General features: G+C 69.4%; 20 protein-coding genes. 14 read left to right on the plus strand and 6 right to left on the minus strand.

The genetic code is table 11. The features are described 5' to 3' along the window. Positions 1-3 precede the first annotated feature (3 nt). Positions 4-975, minus strand: a complete 972-nt coding sequence (locus ASF45_RS21985; protein ID WP_063887744.1) for an NADPH:quinone oxidoreductase family protein — start codon at positions 973-975, stop codon at positions 4-6. A 174-nt stretch (positions 976-1,149) separates the two neighbouring features. Between ASF45_RS21985 and ASF45_RS21990 the strand changes: the two genes are divergently transcribed. From ASF45_RS21990 to ASF45_RS22005, 4 genes are read left to right on the plus strand one after another with little or no spacing between them, the layout of a single operon-like run. Then, positions 1,150-2,121, plus strand: a complete 972-nt coding sequence (locus tag ASF45_RS21990; protein ID WP_056667919.1) for a tripartite tricarboxylate transporter substrate binding protein — start codon at positions 1,150-1,152, stop codon at positions 2,119-2,121. Between the two features lie 48 nt (positions 2,122-2,169). Continuing rightward, a complete protein-coding gene (locus ASF45_RS21995; protein WP_056667922.1) occupies positions 2,170-3,375 on the plus strand; it encodes an acetyl-CoA C-acetyltransferase in 1,206 nt (401 codons plus the stop codon). Positions 3,376-3,385: 10 nt separating this feature from the next. Then, a complete protein-coding gene (locus tag ASF45_RS22000; RefSeq protein ID WP_082551204.1) occupies positions 3,386-5,536 on the plus strand; it encodes a 3-hydroxyacyl-CoA dehydrogenase NAD-binding domain-containing protein in 2,151 nt (716 codons plus the stop codon). Positions 5,537-5,548: 12 nt separating this feature from the next. Next, positions 5,549-6,379 (plus strand): SDR family oxidoreductase, encoded by an 831-nt coding sequence (locus ASF45_RS22005; protein WP_056667924.1) that lies wholly within the window; start codon positions 5,549-5,551, stop codon positions 6,377-6,379. Between the two features lie 19 nt (positions 6,380-6,398). Here the strand turns inward: ASF45_RS22005 and ASF45_RS22010 are convergent, their stop codons facing one another. Beyond that, positions 6,399-7,556: an acyl-CoA dehydrogenase family protein gene (locus ASF45_RS22010; RefSeq protein WP_056667927.1), complete on the minus strand. Its 1,158-nt coding sequence runs from the start codon at positions 7,554-7,556 to the stop codon at positions 6,399-6,401. A 58-nt stretch (positions 7,557-7,614) separates the two neighbouring features. Next, the gene (locus tag ASF45_RS22015) at positions 7,615-8,301 is read right to left on the minus strand and encodes a nitroreductase (RefSeq protein ID WP_056667930.1); all 687 of its coding nucleotides are present in this window, start codon (positions 8,299-8,301) and stop codon (positions 7,615-7,617) included. A gap of 230 nt (positions 8,302-8,531) precedes the next feature. On the opposite strand from ASF45_RS22015, the gene ASF45_RS22020 reads away from it, so the two are divergent. The 5 genes from ASF45_RS22020 (at position 8,532) to ASF45_RS22040 (ending at position 13,872) form a co-directional block, all read left to right on the plus strand. Next, on the plus strand, positions 8,532-10,076 hold the full coding sequence (locus ASF45_RS22020) for an acyl-CoA synthetase (RefSeq protein ID WP_056667933.1): 1,545 nt from the start codon (positions 8,532-8,534) through the stop codon (positions 10,074-10,076). Positions 10,077-10,240: 164 nt separating this feature from the next. After that, complete coding sequence (locus tag ASF45_RS22025; RefSeq protein WP_156473138.1) at positions 10,241-10,606, plus strand: hypothetical protein; 366 nt, start codon at positions 10,241-10,243, stop codon at positions 10,604-10,606. Between the two features lie 127 nt (positions 10,607-10,733). Continuing rightward, a complete protein-coding gene (locus ASF45_RS22030) occupies positions 10,734-11,504 on the plus strand; it encodes an SDR family NAD(P)-dependent oxidoreductase (RefSeq protein WP_056667939.1) in 771 nt (256 codons plus the stop codon). A gap of 26 nt (positions 11,505-11,530) precedes the next feature. Then, entirely contained in the window at positions 11,531-12,808 is a 1,278-nt protein-coding gene (locus ASF45_RS22035) for an acyl-CoA dehydrogenase family protein (RefSeq protein ID WP_056667942.1), read from the plus strand. Next, a complete protein-coding gene (locus ASF45_RS22040) occupies positions 12,805-13,872 on the plus strand; it encodes a phosphotransferase family protein (RefSeq protein ID WP_235580997.1) in 1,068 nt (355 codons plus the stop codon). The genes ASF45_RS22035 and ASF45_RS22040 overlap by 4 nt, the downstream gene beginning before the upstream one ends. Positions 13,873-14,331: 459 nt before the next feature. On the opposite strand, the gene ASF45_RS22045 is transcribed toward ASF45_RS22040, so the two are convergent. Beyond that, on the minus strand, positions 14,332-15,234 hold the full coding sequence (locus ASF45_RS22045) for a LysR family transcriptional regulator (RefSeq protein WP_056667951.1): 903 nt from the start codon (positions 15,232-15,234) through the stop codon (positions 14,332-14,334). A 102-nt stretch (positions 15,235-15,336) separates the two neighbouring features. On the opposite strand from ASF45_RS22045, the gene ASF45_RS22050 reads away from it, so the two are divergent. Both ASF45_RS22050 and ASF45_RS22055 read left to right on the plus strand, forming a co-directional pair. Next, positions 15,337-15,666: a nuclear transport factor 2 family protein gene (locus ASF45_RS22050; RefSeq protein WP_056667954.1), complete on the plus strand. Its 330-nt coding sequence runs from the start codon at positions 15,337-15,339 to the stop codon at positions 15,664-15,666. Further along, entirely contained in the window at positions 15,663-16,445 is a 783-nt protein-coding gene (locus ASF45_RS22055) for an SDR family oxidoreductase (RefSeq protein WP_056667957.1), read from the plus strand. The genes ASF45_RS22050 and ASF45_RS22055 overlap by 4 nt, the downstream gene beginning before the upstream one ends. 91 nt (positions 16,446-16,536) lie before the next feature. On the opposite strand, the gene ASF45_RS22060 is transcribed toward ASF45_RS22055, so the two are convergent. Beyond that, positions 16,537-17,160, minus strand: coding sequence for a MarR family winged helix-turn-helix transcriptional regulator (locus ASF45_RS22060; RefSeq protein ID WP_056667960.1), 624 nt, complete (start codon positions 17,158-17,160; stop codon positions 16,537-16,539). Positions 17,161-17,270: 110 nt separating this feature from the next. Here ASF45_RS22060 and ASF45_RS22065 point away from each other — a divergent pair, with 110 nt between their 5' ends. Beyond that, entirely contained in the window at positions 17,271-20,345 is a 3,075-nt protein-coding gene (locus ASF45_RS22065; protein ID WP_082551205.1) for a winged helix-turn-helix domain-containing protein, read from the plus strand. 47 nt (positions 20,346-20,392) lie between these two features. On the opposite strand, the gene ASF45_RS22070 is transcribed toward ASF45_RS22065, so the two are convergent. After that, a complete protein-coding gene (locus tag ASF45_RS22070) occupies positions 20,393-21,295 on the minus strand; it encodes a LysR family transcriptional regulator (protein ID WP_082551206.1) in 903 nt (300 codons plus the stop codon). A gap of 586 nt (positions 21,296-21,881) precedes the next feature. On the opposite strand from ASF45_RS22070, the gene ASF45_RS22075 reads away from it, so the two are divergent. Next, a complete protein-coding gene (locus ASF45_RS22075; RefSeq protein ID WP_056667968.1) occupies positions 21,882-22,661 on the plus strand; it encodes an alpha/beta fold hydrolase in 780 nt (259 codons plus the stop codon). Positions 22,662-22,781: 120 nt separating this feature from the next. After that, positions 22,782-23,729, plus strand: a complete 948-nt coding sequence (locus tag ASF45_RS22080; RefSeq protein WP_235580998.1) for a LysR family transcriptional regulator — start codon at positions 22,782-22,784, stop codon at positions 23,727-23,729. Positions 23,730-23,757: the final 28 nt, after the last annotated feature.

Consider the following 23,757-nt stretch of genomic DNA (forward strand, 5'->3'; position numbering starts at 1 on the left):
GGTTCAGAAGGTGATGACCACGCGGCCGATGCCGCTGCGGTCCTGCGCGTCCTCGGCGGCCTGCGCGAAGCGCTCGACCGGCCATGCACGGCGCAGCACGGGGCGGATGCGGCCGTCGGCGAACCAGGCAACGCACTCGCGCGACAGGGCCTCGGCGCGCTCGGGCTCGCGTTCGCCGAACTGGCGCACGTCGACGCCGACCAGCGCCGCCCCCTTGACGATGGACAGGTTCGTCTTGAGCGCGCCGATCTCGCCGCCGGCAAAACCGATCATCAGGTGGCGGCCGCCCCAGCCCAGGGTACGGAAGGCCGTGTCGGTGGCCGCACCGCCGACCGGGTCGAACACCAGGTCCACGCCGCGCGTGCCGGCCTCCCTCTTCACGGCGTCCTTCCAGTCGCCGCCGCTGTCGATCACGGCGTCGGCACCGGCGGCGCGGACGGCGGCGCGCTTGGCATCGGTGGAGGCCAGGGCCAGCACGCGTGCGCCCAGTTGCCTGCCGATCTGCACCGCCGCGTGGCCGACCGCACCGGCGGCGCCCAGCACCAGCAGCGTGTCGCCGGCCTGCAGGCCACCGCGCGTGCGCAGCGCGTACAGCGCCGTGTAGGCCGACGCCAGCGCCACGGACGCCAGCGCCATGTCCGTTCCGGGCGGCAGCGCGTGGACGCGCGCGGCGGGCACGCAGACGTATTCGGCCCAGGCCCCCTGGCGCGTGCCGCAGACCAGGTCTCCGGGGACCAGGCCGGTCTCGGTGTCCGGGCCGATGGCATCGACCACGCCGGCGTACTCGCTGCCGGGGATGAAGGGCGGGGTCGGGCGCACCTGGTAGGCGCCCCGCGCCAGCAGCAGGTCGACGTACGAGATGCCGCAGGCGTGCACGCGCACGCGCACCTCGCCGGTCCGGGGTTGGGGCTGCGCGACGTCGCGCACCGTGATGTGGTCGTCGGGCCCGTAACCCAGGACTTGCAAGGCTCTCATGCGTTGGTCTCCGCGACCAGGTGGCTGGCGCGGATGGCGATGGTGTTGAACGAAGTGCAGATCCTAGTCCATAATCATCATTGGTTCAACCTATTGTGGTTGGCCATGATCCTGGTGCGTTCCGGATCTCTGGACCGTTCGCCAGCTTCCCCAACAAAACCGACGGAGACACCGATGCCACTTTCGCGCCGCCACACCCTGGCCCTGCTGGGCGCTGCGCCGTTCGCGTCCAGCGCGTGGGCCGACACCAAGTTCCCCGACCGGCCGATCAAGCTGATCGTGCCGTACCCGCCGGGCGGCCAGACCGATGCCGTGGCACGGGTGTTCGCGCAGAAGGTGGAAGCGGCTCTGGGCCAGCCGCTCATCGTGGACAACCGGCCCGGCGCCAACTCGATGATCGGCACGGATGCGGTGGCCCGCTCGCCGGCAGACGGCTACACGCTGCTGTTCAACATGACGGCGCTGGTGACCAACCCGGTGTTGTTGCCGCAGGTGAACTACGACCCCTTCCGCGACTTCGTGCCGGTGGCGCGGTGCTACGAGATCACCGGCATCTGGGGCGTGCCGCCGCAAGGCCCCAAGACCCTGGCCGAGTTCGTGCAGCGGGCCAAGGACGCGCCCAAGCCGCTCAGCTTCGGCACGACCGGCCATGCTTCCTCGTCGCACTACTTCGGCGAGATCCTGGCGCGTGCCGGCGGCTTTGCGTTGAACCATGTGCCCTACAAGGGCGAAGCGCCCATCATTCCCGACCTGATGGCCGGCCGCCTGGATGCCGGCGTGGTCTCCGGCTACTCGGCGATGCAGTTCGCCAGGGACGGCCGCATCCGCGTGCTGGCCACCACCGGCACGCAGCGCATCGCCTCGCTGCCGGATCTGCCGACCTTCCAGGAGCTGGGCATCGGTGGGTTGGCGCCCGAGTCCTTCGCCGGCGTGTTCGCGCCCGCAAGGACGCCCAAGGCCATCGTCGACCGGATCGCCGATGCCTTCGCCCAGGCCGGCGCCGCGCCGGACGTGCGCGAGCGCATCGCCGCGTTCGGGCTGCAGCCGCCGACGCCAATCACGCCGGCCCAGTTCGCGGCGGTGATGCGCAAGTCGCACGACGAGTGGCTGGCGATCAAGAACAGCAGTGCGATCCGCGTGGAATAGCCCCGTGCGCCACCGCTCCCACCTTTTCACTCCAAGCAACGAGAACCCATGACAGAAGCCATGATCTTCGACGCCGTGCGCACCCCGCGCGGCCGGGGGCGCCCCGACGGTGCGCTGTATGAAGTCAATCCGGTCAGCCTGCTGGCCGGCCTGATGCAGGAACTGCAGCGCCGCAATGACCTGGACACCGCGCAGGTCGAGGACGCGCTGATCGGTTGCGTGCAGCCGCATGGGGAGCAGGGCGCCGTGATCGCCAAGATCGCCGCGCTGGCCGCCGGCTGGGACTGGAAGGTGCCCGGCCTGCAGCTGAACCGCTACTGCGGCTCGGGCCTGGAGGCGGCCAACATCGCGGCGCAGAAGGTGCGCTCGGGTTGGGAAGAGCTGGTGGTGGCGGGAGGCGTGGAGTCGATGTCGCGCATCGCCATGGGGGCGGCGCCCAGTGCGCGCGATGCCAATCCGCAGCTGAACTTCCGCATGCAGCCGGTGCCGCAGGGCATCAGCGCCGACCTCATGGCGACACTGGACGGCCACACGCGCGCGCAGGTCGATGCGCTGGCGCTGGCCTCGCACCAGCGCGCGGCGCAGGCACGCGCCGAGGGGCGCTTCGCCCGGTCGCTGGTGCCGGTGAAGGACCTGAACGGCCTGGTGATCCTGGCCGAGGACGAGACCATCCGGCCGGACGCTTCGCTGGACACCCTGGCCCGGCTCAAGCCCTCGTTCGCGGACATGGGCGAGATGGGGTTCGACACGCTGGCCCAGTTCCGCTACCCGCAGGTCGAGCGCATCGCCCATGTGCACACCGCCGGCAACTCGTCCGGCATCGTCGACGGCGCCTCTCTGCTGCTGATCGGCAGCGAAGCCAAGGGCCGCGCGCTCGGCCTCACGCCGCGCGCGCGCTTCGTGTCCGTGGCGGTGACCGGCGCCGAGCCCACCATCATGCTGGCGGCACCCGCGCCGGTGGCCCGCATGGCGCTGGCCAAGGCCGGCCTGCGCGTGCAGGACATCGACCTGTTCGAGGTCAACGAGGCGTTCGCCAGCGTCGTGCTGCGCTTCATGCAGGAGATGGACGTGCCGGCCGACCGCGTGAACGTCAACGGCGGCGCGATCGCCATGGGCCATCCGCTCGGGGCCACCGGCTGCATGCTGGTGGGCACGCTGCTGGACGAACTGGAACGCCGCGGCCTGCAGCGCGGCCTGGTCACGCTGTGCGCCGCCGACGGCATGGGCGTGGCGACCATCATCGAACGTGTTTGAGGAATCCTCCGTGACCGAACCCACCGCCATCACCTACCGCAAGGACGACGACCGCATCGTCACGCTCACCATCGACATGCCCGGGCAGTCCGCGAACACGATGAACGGCGCGTTCCGCGATGCCTATGCCGGCGCGGTCGAGCGCCTGGAGGCCGAGCGCGAGAGCATCGCCGGCGTCATCCTGACCTCGGCCAAGAAGACCTTCTTCGCCGGTGGCGACCTGAACAGCCTGCTGGCGGCCCGGCCCGAGGACGCCGCCGCGCTGTTCGAGCGGGCCGAAGGCATGAAGGCGCTGATGCGCCGGCTCGAGAAGCTGGGGCGTCCCGTGGTCGCGGCCATCAACGGCACGGCGCTGGGCGGGGGCTTCGAGCTGTGCCTGGCCTGCCATGCCCGCTTCGTGGTCGACGACGCCCAGCTGCTGCTGGGCCTGCCCGAAGCCAGCCTGGGGCTGCTGCCGGGTGCGGGCGGCGTCGTGCGCACGGTGCGCATGCTGGGCCTGCAGGCGGCCATGCCGTTGCTGGTCGATGGCACGACCTTCGGCCCCGCGCGCGCGCTCGAGCTCAAGCTGGTGGACGGCGTGGCGCCGGACATGGACGCGGTGCTGGCGCTGGCGCGGGACTGGATCGCCGCCAACCCGGAGCCGCTGCAGCCCTGGGACCGCAAGGGCTTGCGCATCCCGGGCGCCACGGACCGGTCGCCAGCGCCGCTGGCCTGGCTGCGCACGGCGCCCGTGCTGCAGATGAAGAAGCAGCGCGGCCTGTACCCGGCACCTGAGGCGGCCATGTCGGCGGCCATCGAGGGTGCGACGGTGGACTTCGACACGGCATCACGCATCGAGAGCCGCTACCTCGTTCACCTGGCCACGCATCCGGTCGCCAAGAACCTGATCACCACCTTCTTCTTCCAGACCAACGAGATCAAGTCGGGCAAGGGGCGGCCCGCTGGCGTGGCGCCGGCGCGGTTCGCCCGCATCGGCATCCTGGGCGCGGGCTTGATGGGCTCGGGTATCGCGCAGGTCTGCGCCCAGCGCGGGCTGCAGGCGGTCCTGAAGGACGCCACGCTGGAAGGCGCGCAGGCCGGCAAGGCCCGGGTCGAAAAAGCACTGGCCGGGCGCGTGGAGAAGGGCGCGCTGAGCGCCGAGCGCATGCAGCGCACGCTGGCCGCCATCACGCCGGCCGGCACGGCCGCGGACCTGGCGGGTTGCGACCTGATCGTGGAGGCGGTGTTCGAGCAGCGGGAACTCAAGGCCGCCGTCACGCGGGAAGCCGAGCCGCAGCTCGCGCCCGGCGGCATCTTCGCGTCCAACACGTCGACCTTGCCGATCAGCGGCCTGGCGCAGGCGTCGGCCCGGCCGGGGAACTTCATCGGGCTGCACTTCTTCTCGCCGGTGGACCGCATGGCGCTGGTGGAGATCATCAAGGGCGCGCGGACATCGCCCGAGACGCTGGCGCGCGCCTACGACTTCGTGCAGCAGCTGGGCAAGACGCCCATCGTCGTCAACGACAGCCGCGGCTTCTTCACGAGCCGCGTGTTCGGCACCTTCACCAAAGAAGGCGCGGCCCTGCTGGCCGAAGGGGTGCCGGCGGCCGAGATCGAGAACGGCGCGCTCAGCGTCGGCATGCCCGTGGGGCCGCTGGCCGTGATGGACGAAACCTCGATGGCCCTGTCCTGGTCGGTGCGCCAGCAGACGATTGCCGACCTGCAGGCCGCGGGCGAGGCCGTGCCTCAGCATGCGGGCTGGGCCGTGATCGAGAGAATGGTCGCGCTGGGCCGGCCGGGGCGCGCGGGCGGCGGCGGCTACTACGACTATCCCGAGGGCGGCCGCAAGCAGTTGTGGCCGGGCTTGGCAGAGCAGTTCCCCGCTGGCGGCCAGGCGGTGCCCACTGCGGACCTGCGCGACCGGCTGCTCTACGTGCAGGCCATCGAGTCGGTCCGCTGCATGGAGGAGGGCGTGATCGCGGCGGCGCGCGACGCCAACATCGGTTCGGTTCTCGGCATCGGCTTTCCGCGCTGGACCGGCGGCACGCTGCAGTACATCAACAGCGTGGGGCTGCGGGCCTTCGTGCGGCGCAGCAGCGAGCTGGCGCAGCGCTACGGCGAACGGTTCCAGCCGCCCGCGCTGCTGGTCGACATGGCCGAGCGGCAGCAGCTGTTCGCCTGACGGGAGCCCCGCATGCAACGCTCCGACCGTGCCAGCACGTTCGCGCCGGACCTGCTGCGCGGCAAGGTGGCCGTGGTGGCCGGGGCCTCGGGCGGCATCAACCTGGGCATCGCCCAGGCGCTGGCGCATTCCGGCTGCGCCGTCGTCGTGCTGAGCCGAGACCAGGGCCGCATCGATGCCGCGGCCCGCAGCATCGTGGCGCTCGGCGGCCGCGCGCTCGGCTGCGCGGCCGACGTGCGCGACTTCGACGCGGTGGACGCGGTGTTCCGCACGGCGGTGCAGACCTACGGGCCGGTGGACATCGTGGTCTCGGGCGCGGCCGGCAACTTCCATGCGCCGGCGGCCCATCTCTCGGCCAACGGCTTCAAGACCGTGATCGACATCGACCTGATCGGCGGCTTCAACGTGCTGCGCGCGGCCTTCCCGCACCTGCGCAAGCCGGGGGCCTCGCTGCTGTCGGTCACCGCGCCGGGTGCGGTGCGGCCGAGCCTGTTCCAGGTGCACGCCAACGCGGCCAAGGCCGGCATCAACATGATGACGCAATGCCTGGCGATGGAGTGGGGCCCGGCCGGCGTGCGCGTGAATGCGGTCTCGCCCGGCCCGATCGCCGGCACCGAGGGCATGGCGCGGCTGGCGTCCACGCCCGAACGGGAACAGGCCATCAAGTCGCGGCTGGCGCTGCGCGACTACGGCCGGATCGAGGACATCGCGCAGACCGCGCTGTTCCTGTGCAGCGACGCGGCCCGCTACATCACCGGCAGCATCGTCGACTGCGATGGCGGCTCGGTGCTGGGCGATGCGTCGGGCGACGCGCTGAGCGCGCCGCCTGCGCGCGCGGGCTGATCAGCGGCGCGGCGCGCGATCAGGCCAGCCGCTTCTCCATCTCGCGCGCGATCAGCTCCTTCATGATCTCGTTGGTGCCCGCCAGGATGCGGTGCACGCGCACGTTCTGGTAGAGCCGCGCGATCGGGTACTCGGTCATGTAGCCGGCGCCGCCGTGCAGCTGCAGGCATTCGTCCACCACCTTGCCGCAGGCCTCGGTGACCCACCACTTGGCCATGGCCGCCGTGGCGGGCGAGAGCTGGCCGGCCAGCAGGCGGCCAGCGCAGTCGTCAATGAAGGCGCCGGCCAGGTGTGCCTGGGTTTCGCACTCGGCCAGCTTGAAGCGCGTGTTCTGCATGGAGAGCAGCGGCTGGCCGAACACCTTGCGGTCGGCGGTGAACTGCAGCGTGTCCTCGATCGCACGTTCCATGCAGGCCAGCGACATCAGCGCGGTGATGATGCGTTCGCGCGCCAGCTCCTTCATCAACTGCCGAAAGCCCTGGCCCTCCTCGGGGCCGAGCAGGTTCTCGCACGGCACGCGCATGCCGTCGAAGAACAGCTCGCAGGTGTCCTGCGAATGCATGCCGATCTTGTGCAGCGGCTGGCCGCGGCGGAACCCCGTGACCTGCTCGGTCTCGACCACGATGATGGACACGCCGCGCGCGCCCTGGGCCGGGTCGGTCTTGGCCACCAGGCAGATCAGGTTGGCGCTGCCGCCGTTCGTGATGTAGGTCTTGCCGCCGTCCACGACATAGTGGTCGCCGTCGCGCAGCGCCCGGGTCTGGATGGCCTGCAGGTCGGTGCCGGTGCCCGGCTCGGTCATGGCCAGGCCGCCGATGAGTTCGCCGGTGGCCATCTTGGGCAGCCATTTGCGCTTCTGGGCCTCGCTCGCGAAGTTCTCGATGTAATGCGCGACGATGCCGCTGTGCAGCGAGTTGCCCAGGCCGCCCGCGATGGCGCGCGCCTGCTCGGAGAAGATCACGGCTTCGTGCAGGAAGTTGCCGCCGCCGCCGCCGTATTCCTCCGAGATGCCCGGGCACAGCAGGCCGGCGGCGCCGGCCTTGTACCAGACCTCGCGGTCCACATGCTGCTGGGCGCTCCAGCGGGCTTCGTGCGGCACCAGTTCGGTGTCGTAGAACCGCCGCGCGCTGTCGCGCAGCGATTCGAGTTCGGCGTTCATCCAGTGCGGTTGGTGCATGCTGGGTTCGTCTCTCGGGGAAGGGTGGGTTGGGGAGGGTTGCGTCGGCCGTGCCGGCTCATCCGGCCCACTGCACGGCATCGGCCAGCGGTGCGCGGCTGGTGCGAAAGCCGTTGGCCGGATGCGCCGCGTCGGCAAAGCCGAAGGAGATGCCGCAGACCAGGCGCCGGCTGTCGGGCAGCCCGAAGTGCGCGCGCACGAGCGGGCCGCGCGCGGCCAGCGCGGCCTGCGCGATGGTGGCGATGCCCAGGCTGGTGGCGGCCAGCAGGAAGTTGGCCACATAGGCGCCGCAGTCCACCGCGCCATAGAGGCCGAGGGCCTCGTCGGTGGTGACGATCGCGACATGCGGTGCGCCGAACAGCCGGAAGTTCTCCGTCGCCTGCCGCGCCGATGCCTCGCGGTCGCCGCGTGCGATGCCCACGCTGTCGTACAGCGCAAGGCCGCATTCGCGGCGGCGCTGCTGGTAGACGCCCTGGTACTCGCGTGGCCAGGGGAAGTCGGGCGAGGGCGGTGCGCCCGCGTTCTCGAGCAGCAGCTGCCGAAAGCGCTCGGTTGCCTGGCTGCTGGTGACGACCACCTGCCAGGGCTGGGCGTTGCACCACGAGGCGCTGCGCTGCGCCAGGGCCAGCATGCGCTCGATGGTGGCGCGGGGGACCGCATCCGGACGGAACCGCCGGCAGCTGTGGCGCCGGGCGAGCAGGTCTTCTAGGGGCGCACTCTCGTGCGCCGGGGAGGTGGAGTCCATCGATCAGGCCAGGGTCGTTGCGGAACAGTGGTCGATCATATAAAAGGTTGAACCAACATGGAAGCATGTGGCGCGCCGGCTGGCCGCCGTGCCATCCAGGGTCTGCGCCGGATGCAACGCAACGCCGAACCGTGCTAGTATTTCAAATGGTTGAACCAAAATATATACGGCTGCGGGCAAAGCTTGGGTTCGCAGCTTCCCGAGACCCCCGCATTTCTTGACGACGAGACATGACCCACCCCTCCATCGTTGCCCGCAACCACCCCGACAAAGCCGCCGTCGTCATGGCCGGCACCGGTGCCACGCTGCGCTTCGCCGAACTCGTGGCGCGCGCCAACCAGGGCGCGCACCTGATGCGCGCGCTCGGGCTGAAGCCCGGCGACCACCTCGCCGTGCTGATGGAGAACCACATCCGCTTCTACGAGGTCTACTGGGCCGCGATGAGCGCGGGCCTGTACTTCACGCCGATCAGCACGCACCTCAGCGCGGCAGAGGCGGCCTACATCGCCAACGACTGCGGCGCCCGGATGCTGGTGTCGTCGGCGGCGATGCGCGAGGTCGCGCAGCAGATGCCGGCGCTGTGCCCCGGCGTGCAGATGTTCTTTGCGGTGGATGCGGCCTTCGGCCCGTTCGCGCGGTGGGAGGAGGCCATCGCGTCCCGGCCGACCACCGCGATCGCCGACGAGGTCGGCGGCCACAACATGCTGTATTCGTCGGGCACGACCGGCCAGCCCAAGGGCATCAAGGTGCCGTTCGCCAACAACCCGATCGGGGCGATGGTGCCCATCATGGCGCAGTTCGCACGCACGCTGGGCTACGACGCGGACACGGTCTACCTGTCGCCCGCCCCGCTGTACCACGCGGCGCCGCTGGGCTTCAGCACGGCGGTGCAGCGCATGGGCGGCACGGTGGTGGTGATGGAGAAGTTCGATCCCGAAACCTTCCTGTCGCTGGTCGAGCGGCACCGCGTGACGCACACGCAGGTGGTGCCGACGATGTTCGTGCGCATGCTGAAGCTGCCGGACGCGGTGCGGGCGCGGTACGACCTGTCTTCGCTCCGGTGCGCGCTGCACGCGGCGGCCCCGTGCCCGGTCGACGTCAAGCAGCAGATGATCGACTGGTGGGGGCCGTGCATCGTCGAGCAGTACAGCGGCTCGGAAGGCTCGGGCTGCACCTTCATCACGTCCGCCGAATGGCTGTCGCACCCCGGCTCGGTGGGCAAGGCGCTGCTCAACACGGTCCGCATCGTCGGCGATGACGGCCAGCTGCAACCGCCGGGCGTGCCGGGCACGATCTACTTCGAGGGGAGCCGCCGTTTCACGTACCACAACGACCCAGGCAAGACGGAGGGTGTGTTCAACGACAAGGGCTGGTCCACGCTGGGCGACGTCGGCTACCTGGACGATGACGGCTACCTGTACCTCACCGACCGCAAGGCCTACATGATCATCTCGGGCGGCGTGAACATCTACCCGCAGGAGGCCGAGGGCGTGCTGACGCTGCACCCGAAGGTGGTCGACGTGGCGGTGTTCGGCGTGCCCAACGCCGAGTTCGGCGAAGAGGTCAAGGCCGTGGTGCAGCCGCTGGACGTGGCCGAGGCCGGTCCGGCGCTGGAGGCCGAACTGATCGCCTACTGCCGCGCGCGCCTGGCCGCGCTGAAGTGCCCGCGCAGCATCGACTTCGAGGCACAACTGCCGCGCCAGGACAACGGCAAGCTCTACAAGCGCCTGCTGCGCGACCGCTACTGGGCTGGCCGCAGCAGCCGGCTGGTCTGAACGGGGCGCACGGTGCCTGCCATCCCGAGCCATCGCCTTTCCGGGTGGCCGGCCGCTGGCATGGCCGCCGGCGCCATGACGGTGCGCTTTCTCCCCGCTCGCAGACGGGCCGAGGTCCGTAGCCGGACGACGGCGGCTGCGCCATCTATTTCCAGGAGACAGACATGTCCCTTCGACCCCTCTTGACGGCCCGGCTGCGGCTGGCGGTCGCGGCTGCAACGCTCGCGGCAGTGCCAGCGTCGCACGCGCAGGACTACCCCACACGCCCGATCACGCTGGTCCAGCCCTTTCCCGCGGGCTCCCCGGTGGATGCCATGGCGCGCGAGATCGGCGTGGACCTGCGCGCGACACTCGGCCAGCCGGTCTTGGTGGACACAGCACCTCCAGAAGCCGGAGTCGAGGCGCGCTGGAACGCACTGTGGGGCTTCCAGGTCTCCGCGGTGGAGCGCGATGCGTTCGGCGCGCTGATGCGCAAGGATGCCGTGCGCTGGAGCGCGGCCATCCAATCGGCCCGCATCAAGCTGGAATGACCGGCGTGCGCCGGGAACGCCGAGCACGCCGCCGGCTCGCCGTCGCTTCGCGTGTCGACGATGGCTGTCCACGTCGGGGGCGCAGCACTTCGTCTGTTTCTGTTTCCGCCATTCACGAGCCAACACCATGCAAGCCGCTTGCCCACCGTCCCCATCCGCCGACCCGGCGGTCCTGCGCTTCGACGGACGGCGCGTGCTCGTCGTCGGTGGCTCCAGCGGCATCGGCAACGGCGTGGCCCAGGCGTTCCGCGCGGCAGGCGCCGACGTGCACGTCTGGGGAACGCGCGCGCGCGCCGAAGACTACCGGCCGGACGAAGGCTCGGACCTCAGCGGCCTGGGCTTTTCCCAGGTCGACGTCGGCGACGCGCAGGCCATCGCCGCGTGGACACCGCCGTTCGACACGCTCGATGTGCTGGTGCTGTCGCAGGGCATCGTGGAGTACGGCCGCGCCGAGTTCGGCGATGCGACCTTCCGCCGCGTGGTCGAGGTCAACCTCAACAGCGTGATGAGCTGCTGCATGCATTTCCAGCCGGCGCTGAAGGCCGCGGGTGGTTCCGTGGTCGTGATCAGCTCGATCTCGGGCTACAAGTCGTCGATCGGCAACCCGGCCTACGCGGCGTCCAAGGCCGGGGCGATCTCGTTGACGCGCACGCTGGGCGCCGCCATGGCCAGCGACGGCATCCGCGTGAACGGCATCGCGCCCGGGCTGGTCGCGACCAAGCTGACGCAGGCCACCACGCAGCATCCGAAGCGGCTGGCCTCGACCCTGCAGCGCATTCCGCTCAAGCGCGTGGGCACCCCGCAGGACATCGCCGGGGTCGCACTCTTTCTCGCCTCGCCGCTGGCCGCCTACGTGGCCGGACACACCATCCCCGTGGACGGCGGCCTGCACGCCTGACACCCCCTTCCTAGAAAGGAACACCCATGGCCTGGGACTTCGAAACCGATCCGCCATTCCAGCAGCAGCTCGACTGGGTCGACGCCTTCGTCCGCGAGGAGGTGGAGCCGCTCGAACACGTGCTGGTCAGCCCCTACGCGGTGCAGGACCCGCTGCGCAACCGCTTGATCAAGCCGCTGCAGCAGCGCGTGAAGGAGCGCGGGCTCTGGGCCTGCCACCTGGGGCCCGAGCTCGGCGGGCCCGGCTATGGCCAGGTGAAGCTCGCGCTGCTCAACGAAATCCTGGGACGGTCGACCTACGCGCCCACGGTGTTCGGTTGCCAGGCGCCGGATTCGGGCAATGCCGAGATCCTGGCCCACTACGGCACCGAGGAGCAAAAGCGCATGTTCCTCGCGCCGCTGCTGGCCAACGACATCGTCTCGAGCTTCGCGATGACGGAGCCGCACGGCGGATCCGATCCGACCCTGATCCGCACGACGGCGGAGCGCGACGGCGATGCGTGGGTGCTGAACGGCCAGAAGTGGTTCGCTTCCACCTCCAACTACGCATCGTTCTTCATCACGGTGGCCGTCACCGATCCCGACGCGGCTGCGCACCGGCGCCTGTCGGCCTTCATCGTGCCGGCGAACGCGCCCGGCTTGCAGCACATCCGCGACGTGCACCTCGCCGGCCGCAAACCCCAAGGCCATGCCCACGGCTACATCGGTTTCGAGAACGTGCGGCTGCGGGCCGACCAGATGCTGGGCGCGCGCGGCGATGCGTTCGGGGTGGCGCAGACGCGGCTTGGGGGAGGGCGCATCCATCACGCGATGCGCACCATCGGCGAGGCCCGCAAGGCGCTGGACATGTTGCTGGAGCGCGCCGTCTCGCGGCGGTCGCGGCGCGGCAGCCTGGCCGACAAGCAGCTGGTGCAGGCGATGGTCGCGGACTCGTGGATCCAGCTGGAGCAGTTCCGCCTGCTGGTGCTGCGCACGGCCTGGCTGATCGACAAGCACAACGACTACAAGAAGGTGCGCAAGGACATCTCGGCCGTGAAGGCGGCGATGCCCAAGGTGCTGCACGACATCGTCTCGCGTGCGATCCAGGTCCATGGTTCGCTCGGCGTGAGCAACGAGATGCCGTTCTTCGACCAGCTGCTGGCGTCCTACGTGATGGGGCTGGCGGACGGGCCGACCGAGGTGCACCAGGTCACGCTGGCCAAGGAGCTGCTGGCCGCCGTGAAGCCGGCCGACGAGGTCTTCCCGAGCCAGCACCTGCCCGCGCTGCGCCGCAAGGCGCAGGAGCGTTACCGCGAGGTGCTGTGACCAGGGCCGCGGTTCCGGCATCTGCCGGACTCCAGGCGCTGGTCGACACCGAGCGACTGCGGCGCTGGATGGACCAGCGCGGCATCGGCCATGGCGAGCTCACGCGGTGCCAGCTGCTCGCCGGTGGCACCCAGAACATCCTGCTGCGTTTCGAGCGGGGCGGGCAGTGCTACGTGCTGCGCCGCCCGCCGGCGCACCCGCGGCCGGAAAGCAACGCCGCCATGCTGCGCGAAGCACGCGTGCTCGGTGCGCTGGCGGGCAGCGGCGTGCCGCATGCGGGGCTGGTCGCCGCGTGCGACGACACCGAGGTGCTGGGCACGGCCTTCTTCCTGATGCGGGCCGTCGAGGGGTTCAATGCGGGCACGTCCGGCCTGCCGGCGTTGCATGCGTCGCGCCGCGACATGCGCCGGCGCATGGGCCTGGCCATGGCGGAGGCCGCGGCAACGCTCGGCAGCCTGGACCCCGATGCGCTAGGGCTGCAGGACTTCGGCCGGCCGCAGGGCTTCCTGCAACGGCAGGTGGACCGGTGGGGCCGGCAGCTGGACAGTTATGCGCAGCACGCCGCTTGGCCCGGCCCGGCGGGCCTGCCGGCCATCGCGCCGATCGCGCAGTGGCTGCGCAGCCACCAGCCGGCCGACACGGCGCCCGGCATCCTGCACGGCGACTTCCATCTGTCGAACGTCATGTTCCGCCATGACAGCGCGGAGCTGGCGGCCGTGGTGGACTGGGAGATGTCCACCGTGGGGGATCCCCTGGTCGACCTGGGCACGCTGCTGGCCACCTGGCCGCGGCCCGATGGCGCGCACCACATCACGAACAACATCGCGCCCTGGGAGGGCTTCGCGCTGGAGCATGAACTGGTGGCGCACTACGCCCTGCACAGCCCGCGCGACCTGAGCGCATTGCGTTGGTACGCCGTGCTGGCCTGCTACAAGCTTGCCGTCGTGCTGGAAGGAACGCACGCGCGGGCCTGTGCCGGCCTGGCGCCGGCGGCCACCGGGGATCGGCTGCATCAGGCTGCATGCGGGCTGCTATTGCGCGCAACAGAATGGATTGAGCGATGACAGATCCGCCATGCCGTGCAGGAGCAAGGATCGAGCCCGTCTGTTCAAAATAGTGCACCCAGCAGCTGACGCACCCACTGTGTCAGGCCACAAGGCGTTCGTGGGCGGGCTCAGCCGCTTTCTAGGGGAGAGACGCCTACCCGGCCACGCGGTGCCACCGGCGCTGCGCGCAGGAGGCGTCGCCGCGCCCAAGTCCGGCCGGGCCACGGCAAACACGTGATGGTCAGGCGGCCAAGCCTTGCAGGAGAGCCGCTCCTTGTGCGCGCAGCGCCATCCGCCTTGGCCGCCCGTTGCTGTCGATCGTCACCATCCCGTCAGTACCCGCTCTGCGACAGGGAGTTGGCGTTCGCCGTATTTCGGGATGCCGTGACCCATCGGCACAGGCACGCGTGCCCGTTGACAAGCAGGGAGCCATGAACGGCGGTCCTGGAGATCAGGCGCTTCAAGGCCTGTGCGGCCTCAAGCCAGATCCCTGTCAAGCAGGCAGTCGATGAAGGCCCGCAATGCGCCGGGCGAGTGGCGCCTGCTGGGGTGGTACAGGAACAACCCCGGTCGCGTGATCGACCAGGACGCGAGCACCTGAACCAGTTCTCCGCTCGCAAGATGCGTATCGACGCGCTCGCGGTCGAACGCGTAGGCGATGCCCAGTCCGTGCATTGCGGCGGCGACGCCGATGTCCGAATGGTTGGTGACCACCGGCCCGTCGACCGCCACCTCCATGCGCTGTCCCTTCTTCTCGAACTCCCAGCGGTAGGCGCGTCCGTCGATTGGCAGGCGCCAGTTGATGCAGGCATGGCCGTGCAGATGGGCCGGCGACTGCGGCGCGCCGTGACGCTCCAGGTAGTCCGGCGACGCGACTGCGATCATCTTCACGTCGGGGGTGAGGCGCACGGCCACCATGTCCTTCTCCAGCCGCCCGCCCACGCGGATGCCGGCATCGAAGCGGCCGGTGACGATGTCGCTCAGTGCGTCATCGACCACGATGTCCAGCACCACATCCGGATGCGCGCGGTGGAACCGGCCCAGCCGCGGCGCGATGACCTGCCGGGCTGCCATGCCCAGCGTGTTGATGCGCAGTGTTCCACCCGTCTGCCCGGCCGCTGCGCTGGCCTGGGCGACCGCCTCCGCCATGTCTCGCATCAAAGGCGCGATGCGTCCGTACAACTGTTCTCCGGTGGCAGTGGGAGCCACGCTGCGGGTGGTCCGGTTCAGCAGCCGCGCCCCGAGGCGCGCCTCCAGCAGCCGGATGGTCTGGCTCAGCGCCGACGGCGACAGTCCCAGATGCTCCGCTGCGCGCGCGAAGCTCGCCCGCTCGACCACGGCGGCAAAGGCTTTCAGCTCAGCGAATTCCGATCCGCGCATTCTGTATTTATTTCTACATAACTCATCAATATTCTAGGAGATTCACTAATCTCTCCACGGCGCGCATCCTACGGTCTTCGTTCACCACAAGGAGCCAGCACCATGAGCACCCTGAGCCTTCCCGAGCCGATTGCCGCCTACTTCGCGGCCGACCAGCACAACCCCGAAGCCTTTGCCCATTGCTTCACGGCGCAGGCCGTCGTGAAGGACGAGGGCCACACCTACACCGGCCTGGCCGCCATCAAGGCGTGGAAGGCCGCGGCGTCGACCCGGTACAGCTACACGACCGCACCGTTCGCCCTGGAGCGCCAGGATGGCGTACAGGTCGTGCGCGCGCAGGTGGCGGGCAATTTTCCCGGCAGCCCGGTCGATCTGTCGTACCGCTTTCGCCTCGAGCGCGGCCTGATCGCATCGCTGGAGATCACGGCATGAACTTCGATCTCCAACTGAAGGGCCAGCGGGCGCTGGTCACCGGCGGCACCAAAGGCGTGGGCGCCGCAGTCGTGCAAGCCCTGCATGACGCCGGAGTGCAGGTGATGACCACGGCGCGCTCTGCGCCCGCGCAGCCGCTCGATGGCGTCTCGTACGTGGCGGCCGATCTGTCGACGGCCGAAGGTGCGGCCGCGGCGGCACGGTCGGTGCACGAGCATTGGGGTGGCGTCGATATCCTGGTCAACGTGCTCGGTGGTTCCAGCGCGCCTGGCGGTGGCTTCGCGGCGCTGGACGATGCGAAGTGGTTTGACGAACTCAACCAGAACCTCATGCCCGCCGTGCGGCTCGACCGAGCGCTGCTGCCGGCCATGCTGGCGCAGGGCGCGGGCGTGATTTTGCATGTCAGCTCGATCCAGCGCGTGCTGCCGCTGCCGGAATCGACGACCGCCTATGCGGCCGCCAAGGCGGCCTTGTCCACCTACAGCAAGGCCTTGTCGAAAGAGGTGACACCCAAGGGTGTGCGCGTGCTGCGTGTCTCGCCCGGATGGGTGGAGACCGAAGCCTCGGTTGCCCTGGCCAAGCGCCTGGCAGACCAGGCCGGCACGGACTACGAGGGCGGCAAGAAGATCATCATGCAATCGCTGGGCGGCATTCCGCTCGGCCGGCCCGCCAAGCCGCAGGAAGTCGCCGACCTGATCACCTTCCTGGTGTCGCCACGCGCGGCATCGGTGTCGGGCTCGGAACACGTGATCGACGGGGGGACGGTTCCCACGGCCTAGGGCCGATGCGGCACAGCACTTCTGGCGCGCGCCCGCCCTGGTCGCACGTTGGCAGGTGTCCCAAGCCTGATGCGGGAGGCTGTGCCGCAGGTCAGGCTGGCTTCGGCAGCAGGCAGGATTCGAACAACTGCAGGCCTGCTTCCAGCGCCGCAAAGCCGCCCGGGACTGCGCCGAACGGCGCGAGCAGTGCATCGAAGGACTGCCGCAGGGTTTCCAGGATGGTGTCCACGATCTGCTTGCCCTGCGCGGTGAGGCCGATCAGGTAGCCCCGCCGGTCCTTGGGATCCGGCACACGCGTCACCAGTTCGCGCTTGACGAGCTGGTCGAGCCGGTAGGTCGCGGTGCCCGAGGTCACGCTGTGCATCTTGAGGATGTCGCTGGGCCGAAGCGCATAGGGTTCGCCGATGCGCCGCAAGGCCATCAGCAAGATGAACTCGTGGTGCTTGATGCCATGTTGTGTGCACTGCTCGATGATGAGTTTGTCGATCACCATGCCGACCCGACGGATGCGGATTCCCATGAGGACGGCGTCCGTGCCTTCGCTTCCCAGCTCACGCTGCCACTGGTCGACGAGAACGTCTCCATTGCCCCAGATCGGATGCTGATCGGCCACCGCCGTCTTGGGCCCCAACACCTGCGCATAAGCCTCCAACAGCGGCAGGACCGCGTCGGCAGCGGGATGGACCGGCTTCTTGCCCTTGGAGTTGCTCGGCATTTATTTTAAATTTCAAGTTACTTTAAATTCAACTTAATCGTGCCTAGAATACTTCAGATTCGTCCAACCTGGCGGGAAGAGACCTGCCATTCCTTCGAAGGGAGTCGGCAATGGATCGTGCGCATCCTGATCTCCACGGCCACCATCCAGTCGACCGGTGCCCGGACGAAATGCATCCCCTGGCGCAACCCACGCCGGCAAGCCGCAAGGCGCGCTGCGCAGAACCGCACACGGGCGTGAGCCCGCCACCCGCCAGTGCCGCCGCCAGCGCCCAAGCGGCACCCGGCGGCTTGCGGTTCGACCGCTTCCAGATCCACCCGGCCCAGCGCACTTTGCTGGAGGATGGCAAGGTGCTGCGCCTGGGAAGCCGCGCCTTCGATCTGCTCGTGGCGCTGTGTGAGCGCGCCGGTGAAGTCGTATCGACCCGTGAACTGCTGGCCGCGGCCTGGCCGAACGCCATCGTCGAGGAAGGCAGCGTGCGCGTGCACATCGCCAGCCTGCGCAAGGTGTTGAAGGACGGCAGCGATGGCAGGCGCTTCGTCACCAATGTGCCGCTGCGCGGTTATTGCTTCGTGGCGCCCGTCGAGCAGATGGCCGTCAGCGCGCCCGGGACGGCCGCGCCGCAGGCACATCGCCTGGCCGCCGATGCCATCGTTGCAGCGGACGAGGCGCCGTGTCCGACCTTGCTGACGGGCCTGGTGGGCCGCGACCGGGAGGCGGCCGAATTGATGCAGCTGCTGCATACGCACCGCTGCGTCACCCTGGTGGGCGCGGGCGGCATCGGCAAGACCAGTGTTGCGCTGCCGGTCGCGCGCGCTGTCGGCCAGTTGGACGAGTGCCGGGTGGTGGCGGTCGAGCTGGCCGCCCTGTCGCAGCCGGAGCTGGTGCCGATGGCCATCGCGTCGGCTCTGGGTGTCGTGGTCTCGGACTCCCAAGCCTTGCCCGCCATCGCGGCCTTCCTCCGTGGCGATCGGCGCCTGCTGCTCGTGCTGGACAACTGCGAACATGTGATCGACAGCGCGGCTGCTGCTTCCGAACACATCCTGTCGCATGCGCCAGGCGTGAGGATCTTGGCCACCAGCCGGGAAGCGCTGCGCATCCAGGGTGAATGGGTGCATCGCCTGGAGTCGCTGGCGCTGCCGCCGCCGCAGATGCAGTTCCGCGCCGCAGACGCCCTGGCATACCCCGCGGTGCGGCTGTTCGTGGAACGTGCCGCGGCCGGCCCCAGTGCATTCCGCATGGGCGACGCCGAGGCACCGTTGGTGTCCAACATCTGCCGGCGGCTGGACGGCATTCCCCTGGCCATCGAGCTGGCGGCCGGTGCCATCGATGCGGTCGGTCTCAAAGGCCTCGTCGAGCGGCTGGGCAGCCGCCTCGGCGGCCGGCTGGTGGTGATCGGACGGGGTCGCCGCACGGCCTTGCCCCGCCACCAGACATTGCGCGCCACCCTGGACTGGAGCTACGACCTGTTGCCCACCGAAGAGCAGGAGTTGCTGGCGCAGCTGTCGGTCTTTCGCTCCGTGTTCGCGCATGCGGCCGCATTGGCCGTGTTCGATCGTCCGATCGAACTGCTCGACACCTGTCTGGCCGGGTTGGTGAGCAAGTCGCTGGTCGTGCGGGAAGCGAGCGCGGACGCCGTGGCCTACCGGCTGCTGGAGACCACGCGCGAGTACGCGGCCGAGCGCCTGGCAGCCGGCCCGGCAGGCAAGGTGGCGGCGCTGCGCCACGCCAAGTACATGCTGGGGCTGGTACGTCCCGCTGCGGCGGAGCGCGATCCGCAGGGCGCTGCGGCCACGGCCCACGCGCCCCCGCGCTGGATCGACGATCTGCGTGCGGCAATCCATTGGGCCTTTGAGTCCGACGGTGCCCGCCACATGGGTGTCTCGCTGCTGGCCTGGTCGGTGCCGGTGTGGCTTGCCACATCGATGCTGGCGGAATACCGCCAACTGGCCGAGCGCGCCATCGCCTGTATCGACGCGGGCCAGTGCGGCGTGGTCGATGCACAGGAGGAGATGCGTCTGTGCGAGACGCTCGGGCACGCCATCTGGCACACGCGCGGCGGTGGCAGCGCGATGGAAGCCGCGTTCAAACGTGCCTTGGAGATCGCCCAGCGCCTGCAGGCGGCACCTTCTCAGCTGCGCTGTCTGTTCGGGCTTTGGCTGGTCTGCAACGCGGAAGGTGACTATCTGGGTTCGCTGCAACGGGCCGAGCAGTTTGGCGACATTGCCGCGGCGAGCAAGGACGCGAGCGTGCACCAGACCCACGAGCGCATGATGGCATTGGGTGCGCACTTTCAAGGCGACCAGGCCTTGGGGGGCGACTTCGCGCAGCGTGTGGTGGACCAGCCGGTCCACCGCGACCGAGCCCGCCGTGTCCGCGGGTTCCAGTTCGACCAGCGTGTCGCGGGTTTGACGGTGATGGCGCGTGTGCGCTGGATGCAAGGACACCCGGACCAGGCTCTTGCGCACGCCAGCGAAGCCGTGCAGGAGGCGCTGTCGATCGACCATCCCCTGTCCCTGTGCTACGCCATCGCCATCGGTGCGGCGCCGGTCGCGTTCTGGTGCGGTGAAGATGCGCTGGCGCGGCAGTGGTCGGCGATGCTCAAGCGCTTCTCCGACGAGCATTCGCTGCTGTTCTGGCAGTCGTTCGGTGAGGGGTACCGCCACTTGGCCGATCCTGAAGACGGCCGGGACCTGCACCGCCGCGTTGCAGCCGCGTCGGCTCTCGGCACCACGGTGCGTGAAGTCCTGTGCACCGTGCAGCCGGCGTTCCTGGACGACGCGTTGCTGGCCCGTGCGCACCAGGGCGAGGCCGGGTGGTGTGGCCCCGAGTTGCTGCGCGCGCATGGCGAACGCCTGCTGCAGGCTGGCGCGTGGGACGAGGCCGCGAAGGAATTCAGGCGCAGCATCGCGCTGGCGCGCCAGCAGAAGGCGCTGTCGTGGGAGCTGCGCGGCAGCACCAGCCTGGCGCGTCTTCTCGCCCGTCGCGGCGGCCATGCCGAGGCCCTCCGCATCCTCGACGGCGCACTCGGCGTATTCCAGGAAGGCCATGGCACGCGCGATCTGAAGTTGGCCAGGCATGTCATCGCGCATGAATTGGCGGCATCAGCGGCTTGCAAGCCTTCGGCCGCAGCGCCGAGATCGCCTGCCGCAGGGGCAGGCTCCCTGCAGGTCTTGGCGGCATAGCGAAGCACGCGTCTCGCTGCCGCGCAGGCCAGTCGCAGGCCAAGGGCTCAAGCAGCGCAGGCGCCGGTTGTCGCGGCGAAGCCCGCCACCAGGTGGTCAATCAGGCGGCGCACGGCCAGCGGCTGGTTCTTGCGGGAGCGGTACGTGATGTGCACCATCTGCGAGTCGACTTCCCAGCCGCCCAGCACGCGCCGCAGCCGCCCGTGCGGCTGCATCTGCGCCAGTGGCAGCATCACGATGCCGGCGCCGTGGACAGCGGCCTCGAACAGCACCTCGGTGTGGTTCGAGTTCATGCTGCCCTCTACCGCGATCGCCTGGGTCGTCCGGGACGCCACGTGGCGCAGCACCCAGGTCTGCCGGCCCTTGGTAACACTGCAGGTCAGGCAGTCGTGGTTCGATAGCGCACTGGGTTCCAGCGGCTCACCCATGCGTACGAGGTAGTCGTCCGTGGCGAACAGGCCCGTCGGAATTCGCGCCAGCGGCCGCGCGATCTGGGTTGAACGGATGCGGTCGGCCATGCAGAGCGCCAGGTCGGCCTCGTCGTCGAAACCGCTGCCTGCGCCGTCGCTGAGCTGCAGGTCGACCGTGACGTCTGGATGGTCCACGCGGAATGCCGCGATCTGCGAGCCGAGGTAGCGCGGGCCGATCTCTGTCGGAGCGACCAGCCGCACCACGCCGGCGGGCACCTTCACGCTGCTGCTGCCGATGGCGCTGAGTTCGTCGTAGGAGTCCAGCACGCCGTCGATGCGTGCCAGCACATCGGCACCCACGCTCGTCAAGGTCACCCTGCGTGTCGTGCGGTGCAGCAGGCGCGCACCCAGCTGCTCTTCGAGCTCCTGGACGGTCCGGCTCACGGAGGGCGTCGAAAGGTCCAATGTGTTGGCGGCGGCGCAGAAGCTGCCCGCCTGGGCCACCGCTTTGAAGATTTGCAGAGCTTTCAGTCGATCCATGGGGTCCTCCTATGACCAAGTCGATCCGTGCCGGAACTGATGCGTCGGCATGCTCGCCGACCGCCATCGCATGGCTGCATCATGGGCAGCGCCGTTCGGATCTGCCAGTTATGACTTGCCAAGAGTTGCGAGGCCGGCAGAAAGGAATGCGAACGACGCTCTGCATCCTCGGCCACGCGCCACTTGGGTGCACGGGGGGGAGAACGCCACGCCTGCCTGCGCGCCATAACCGTCCGTCCCGCCCCCTTACCAACGATTGACAAGCCATAACTGGCGTAGCAGCGGCCGGGCAGACAACATGCAGCCCATGCCGCTGACACAGGTGTTCAGCGGGCCGAGAAGGAACCGCGATGCAGCATGAACACACCCGCCCGCAGCCCGCCGTGACGCCGCGCACCGCGACGCCATCGTGGCCAGCGGTACGGGTTGGCCGTTGCATTGCGGGCTTGGCCAGACACCGCCGTGTGCTTGCGCTTCCTCGCGCTTTTCCACGCAAAGAGCAGACCCGCTCTTGCAATCCCGGGCGCCACACCAGCGCCTTCCCACCCGCCGGCAGATGCCGGCATCCACTGCCAAGGAGCTTGTCATGAAATCAATGTTCAAACTGTCTGCCCTGATCGCCGCCTTAGGCTTCACCACGCTCGGCATCGTTCCGGCCGCGCAGGCCGCCTCGCCCACCGAGAAGGCCACCGTCGTGCTGGTCCATGGCGCCTTCGCCGATGGATCGAGCTGGGACGACATCATCCCCTCGCTGCACCAGCAGGGCCTGAAGGTCGTGTCCGTGCAGAACCCGCTCAGTTCCCTGGCCGACGACGTGGCTGCCACGCGGCGCGCGCTCGACGCGCAGACCGGCCCTGTGGTGCTCGTGGGCCACTCCTGGGGCGGCATGGTCATCACCGAGGTGGGCAACCACCCGCGCGTGCAGTCGCTGGTCTACGTGGCATCGTTCGCGCCCTCTGTCGGCCAGTCGATCAACGATCTGGCCAAGGACTATCCCAAGCCGAGCGGCCTGGACCACGTCGTCGTGGACAAGGAAGGCTTTGTGACGATGTCGTTCGAGGGCATCTCCAAGCACTTCGCCCAGGACGTTCCCGCGGCGAAGCAGCGCCTGATGACGGCGACCCAGGGCCCCATCCGCGGCGCCGCCTTCGACGAGAAGGTGAGCGTGGCCGCATGGTCGACCAAGCCATCGTGGTTCATCGTGTCGGAGCAGGACCGCATGATCCAGCCGGCGCTGCAGCTGGACAACGCCAAGAAGATCTCGGCCACCACGGTCCGCGTGCAGGCTGGCCACGTGCCCCAGCTCTCCAAGCCCAAGGAAGTGATCAAGGCCATCGTCGATGCGGCCAAGTCCATCCAGAACTGAGCACCGACCACCGCTTGCCTGGAGCGCATGGCCCTGCCTTGGGGGATGCATGTTGCACCCTCGGGTGGCGGCCAGCCGTTCCGCCTTCAGAGATACCGACCGATGGACCACTTCAAAGCCATGCGCACCTTCGTCCGCATCATCGACGAGGGCGGGTTCGCGAGCGCGGCGCGGGCCATGGACGTGGCGCCTGCCGCTGTCACGCGGGCCCTGTCCGATCTGGAGATGCACCTTGGCACACGGCTGATCCACCGCACGACACGGCGGCTGGCATTGACCGAGATCGGTGAGCAGTACCTGGACCGCACCCGCGCGATCCTGGCGGAGGTCGCGTCGGCCGAAGACCTGGTCAGCAGCGCGCACAACGAGCCGCGCGGCACCTTGCGCGTGCGCGTTCCGGCGGCGTTCGCCATCCACCAGCTGGCCAAGCACCTGCCGCGCTTCCATGCGCAATTTCCGCTGGTCACGGTCGAGGTGTGCACGCTGAGCGCGGTGGAGGACGTCGACGAGGGCCACGACCTCACCATCCTGTGGCGCCACCGGCCACTGGACGGAGACTTCATCGCGCGCCGACTGGCCTGCACCGAGGTCATCCTGTGCGCCTCGCCCGAGTACCTGGACCGCCATGGCCGGCCCGACCACCCGAGCGAGCTGAGCGCCCACATGTTGCTGCTGCCGCCCTCCATGAACGGCCGGCCGAACGACCTGTCGTTCACGTCGAACATGGCCGGCGAGGATGCGCAGCCCTGCGCGACGTGGACCGTGACGCCCCAGGCGCGCGCGCCCATGAGCACGATCAACGCCGACCTGTGCTACGCCGGTGCGCTGTCCGGCCTGGGCATCTGCGGCCTGCCGTCCTTCGTGATCGAAGACGCGGTGTTCGAGAGCGCACTGGAGCGGGTGCTGCCCGCGTGGCGCATGCATGAGTTCACCATCTGGGCCTGCATGCCGACGCGCAAGCATGTGCCGGCGCGCACCCGGGCGCTGCTCGATTTCCTGTTGCAGACTTTCGGTGGAGACCCGCGCGATCCGTGGCTGAACCACGAGGTCTGCACGGCGCGCGTCTGAGGCCATCGGGGCGGGGCGCCGACCCCGG

The organism is Pseudorhodoferax sp. Leaf265 (assembly GCF_001422365.1).
In the GTDB taxonomy this organism is placed as follows: Bacteria; Pseudomonadota; Gammaproteobacteria; order Burkholderiales; family Burkholderiaceae_C; genus Pseudorhodoferax.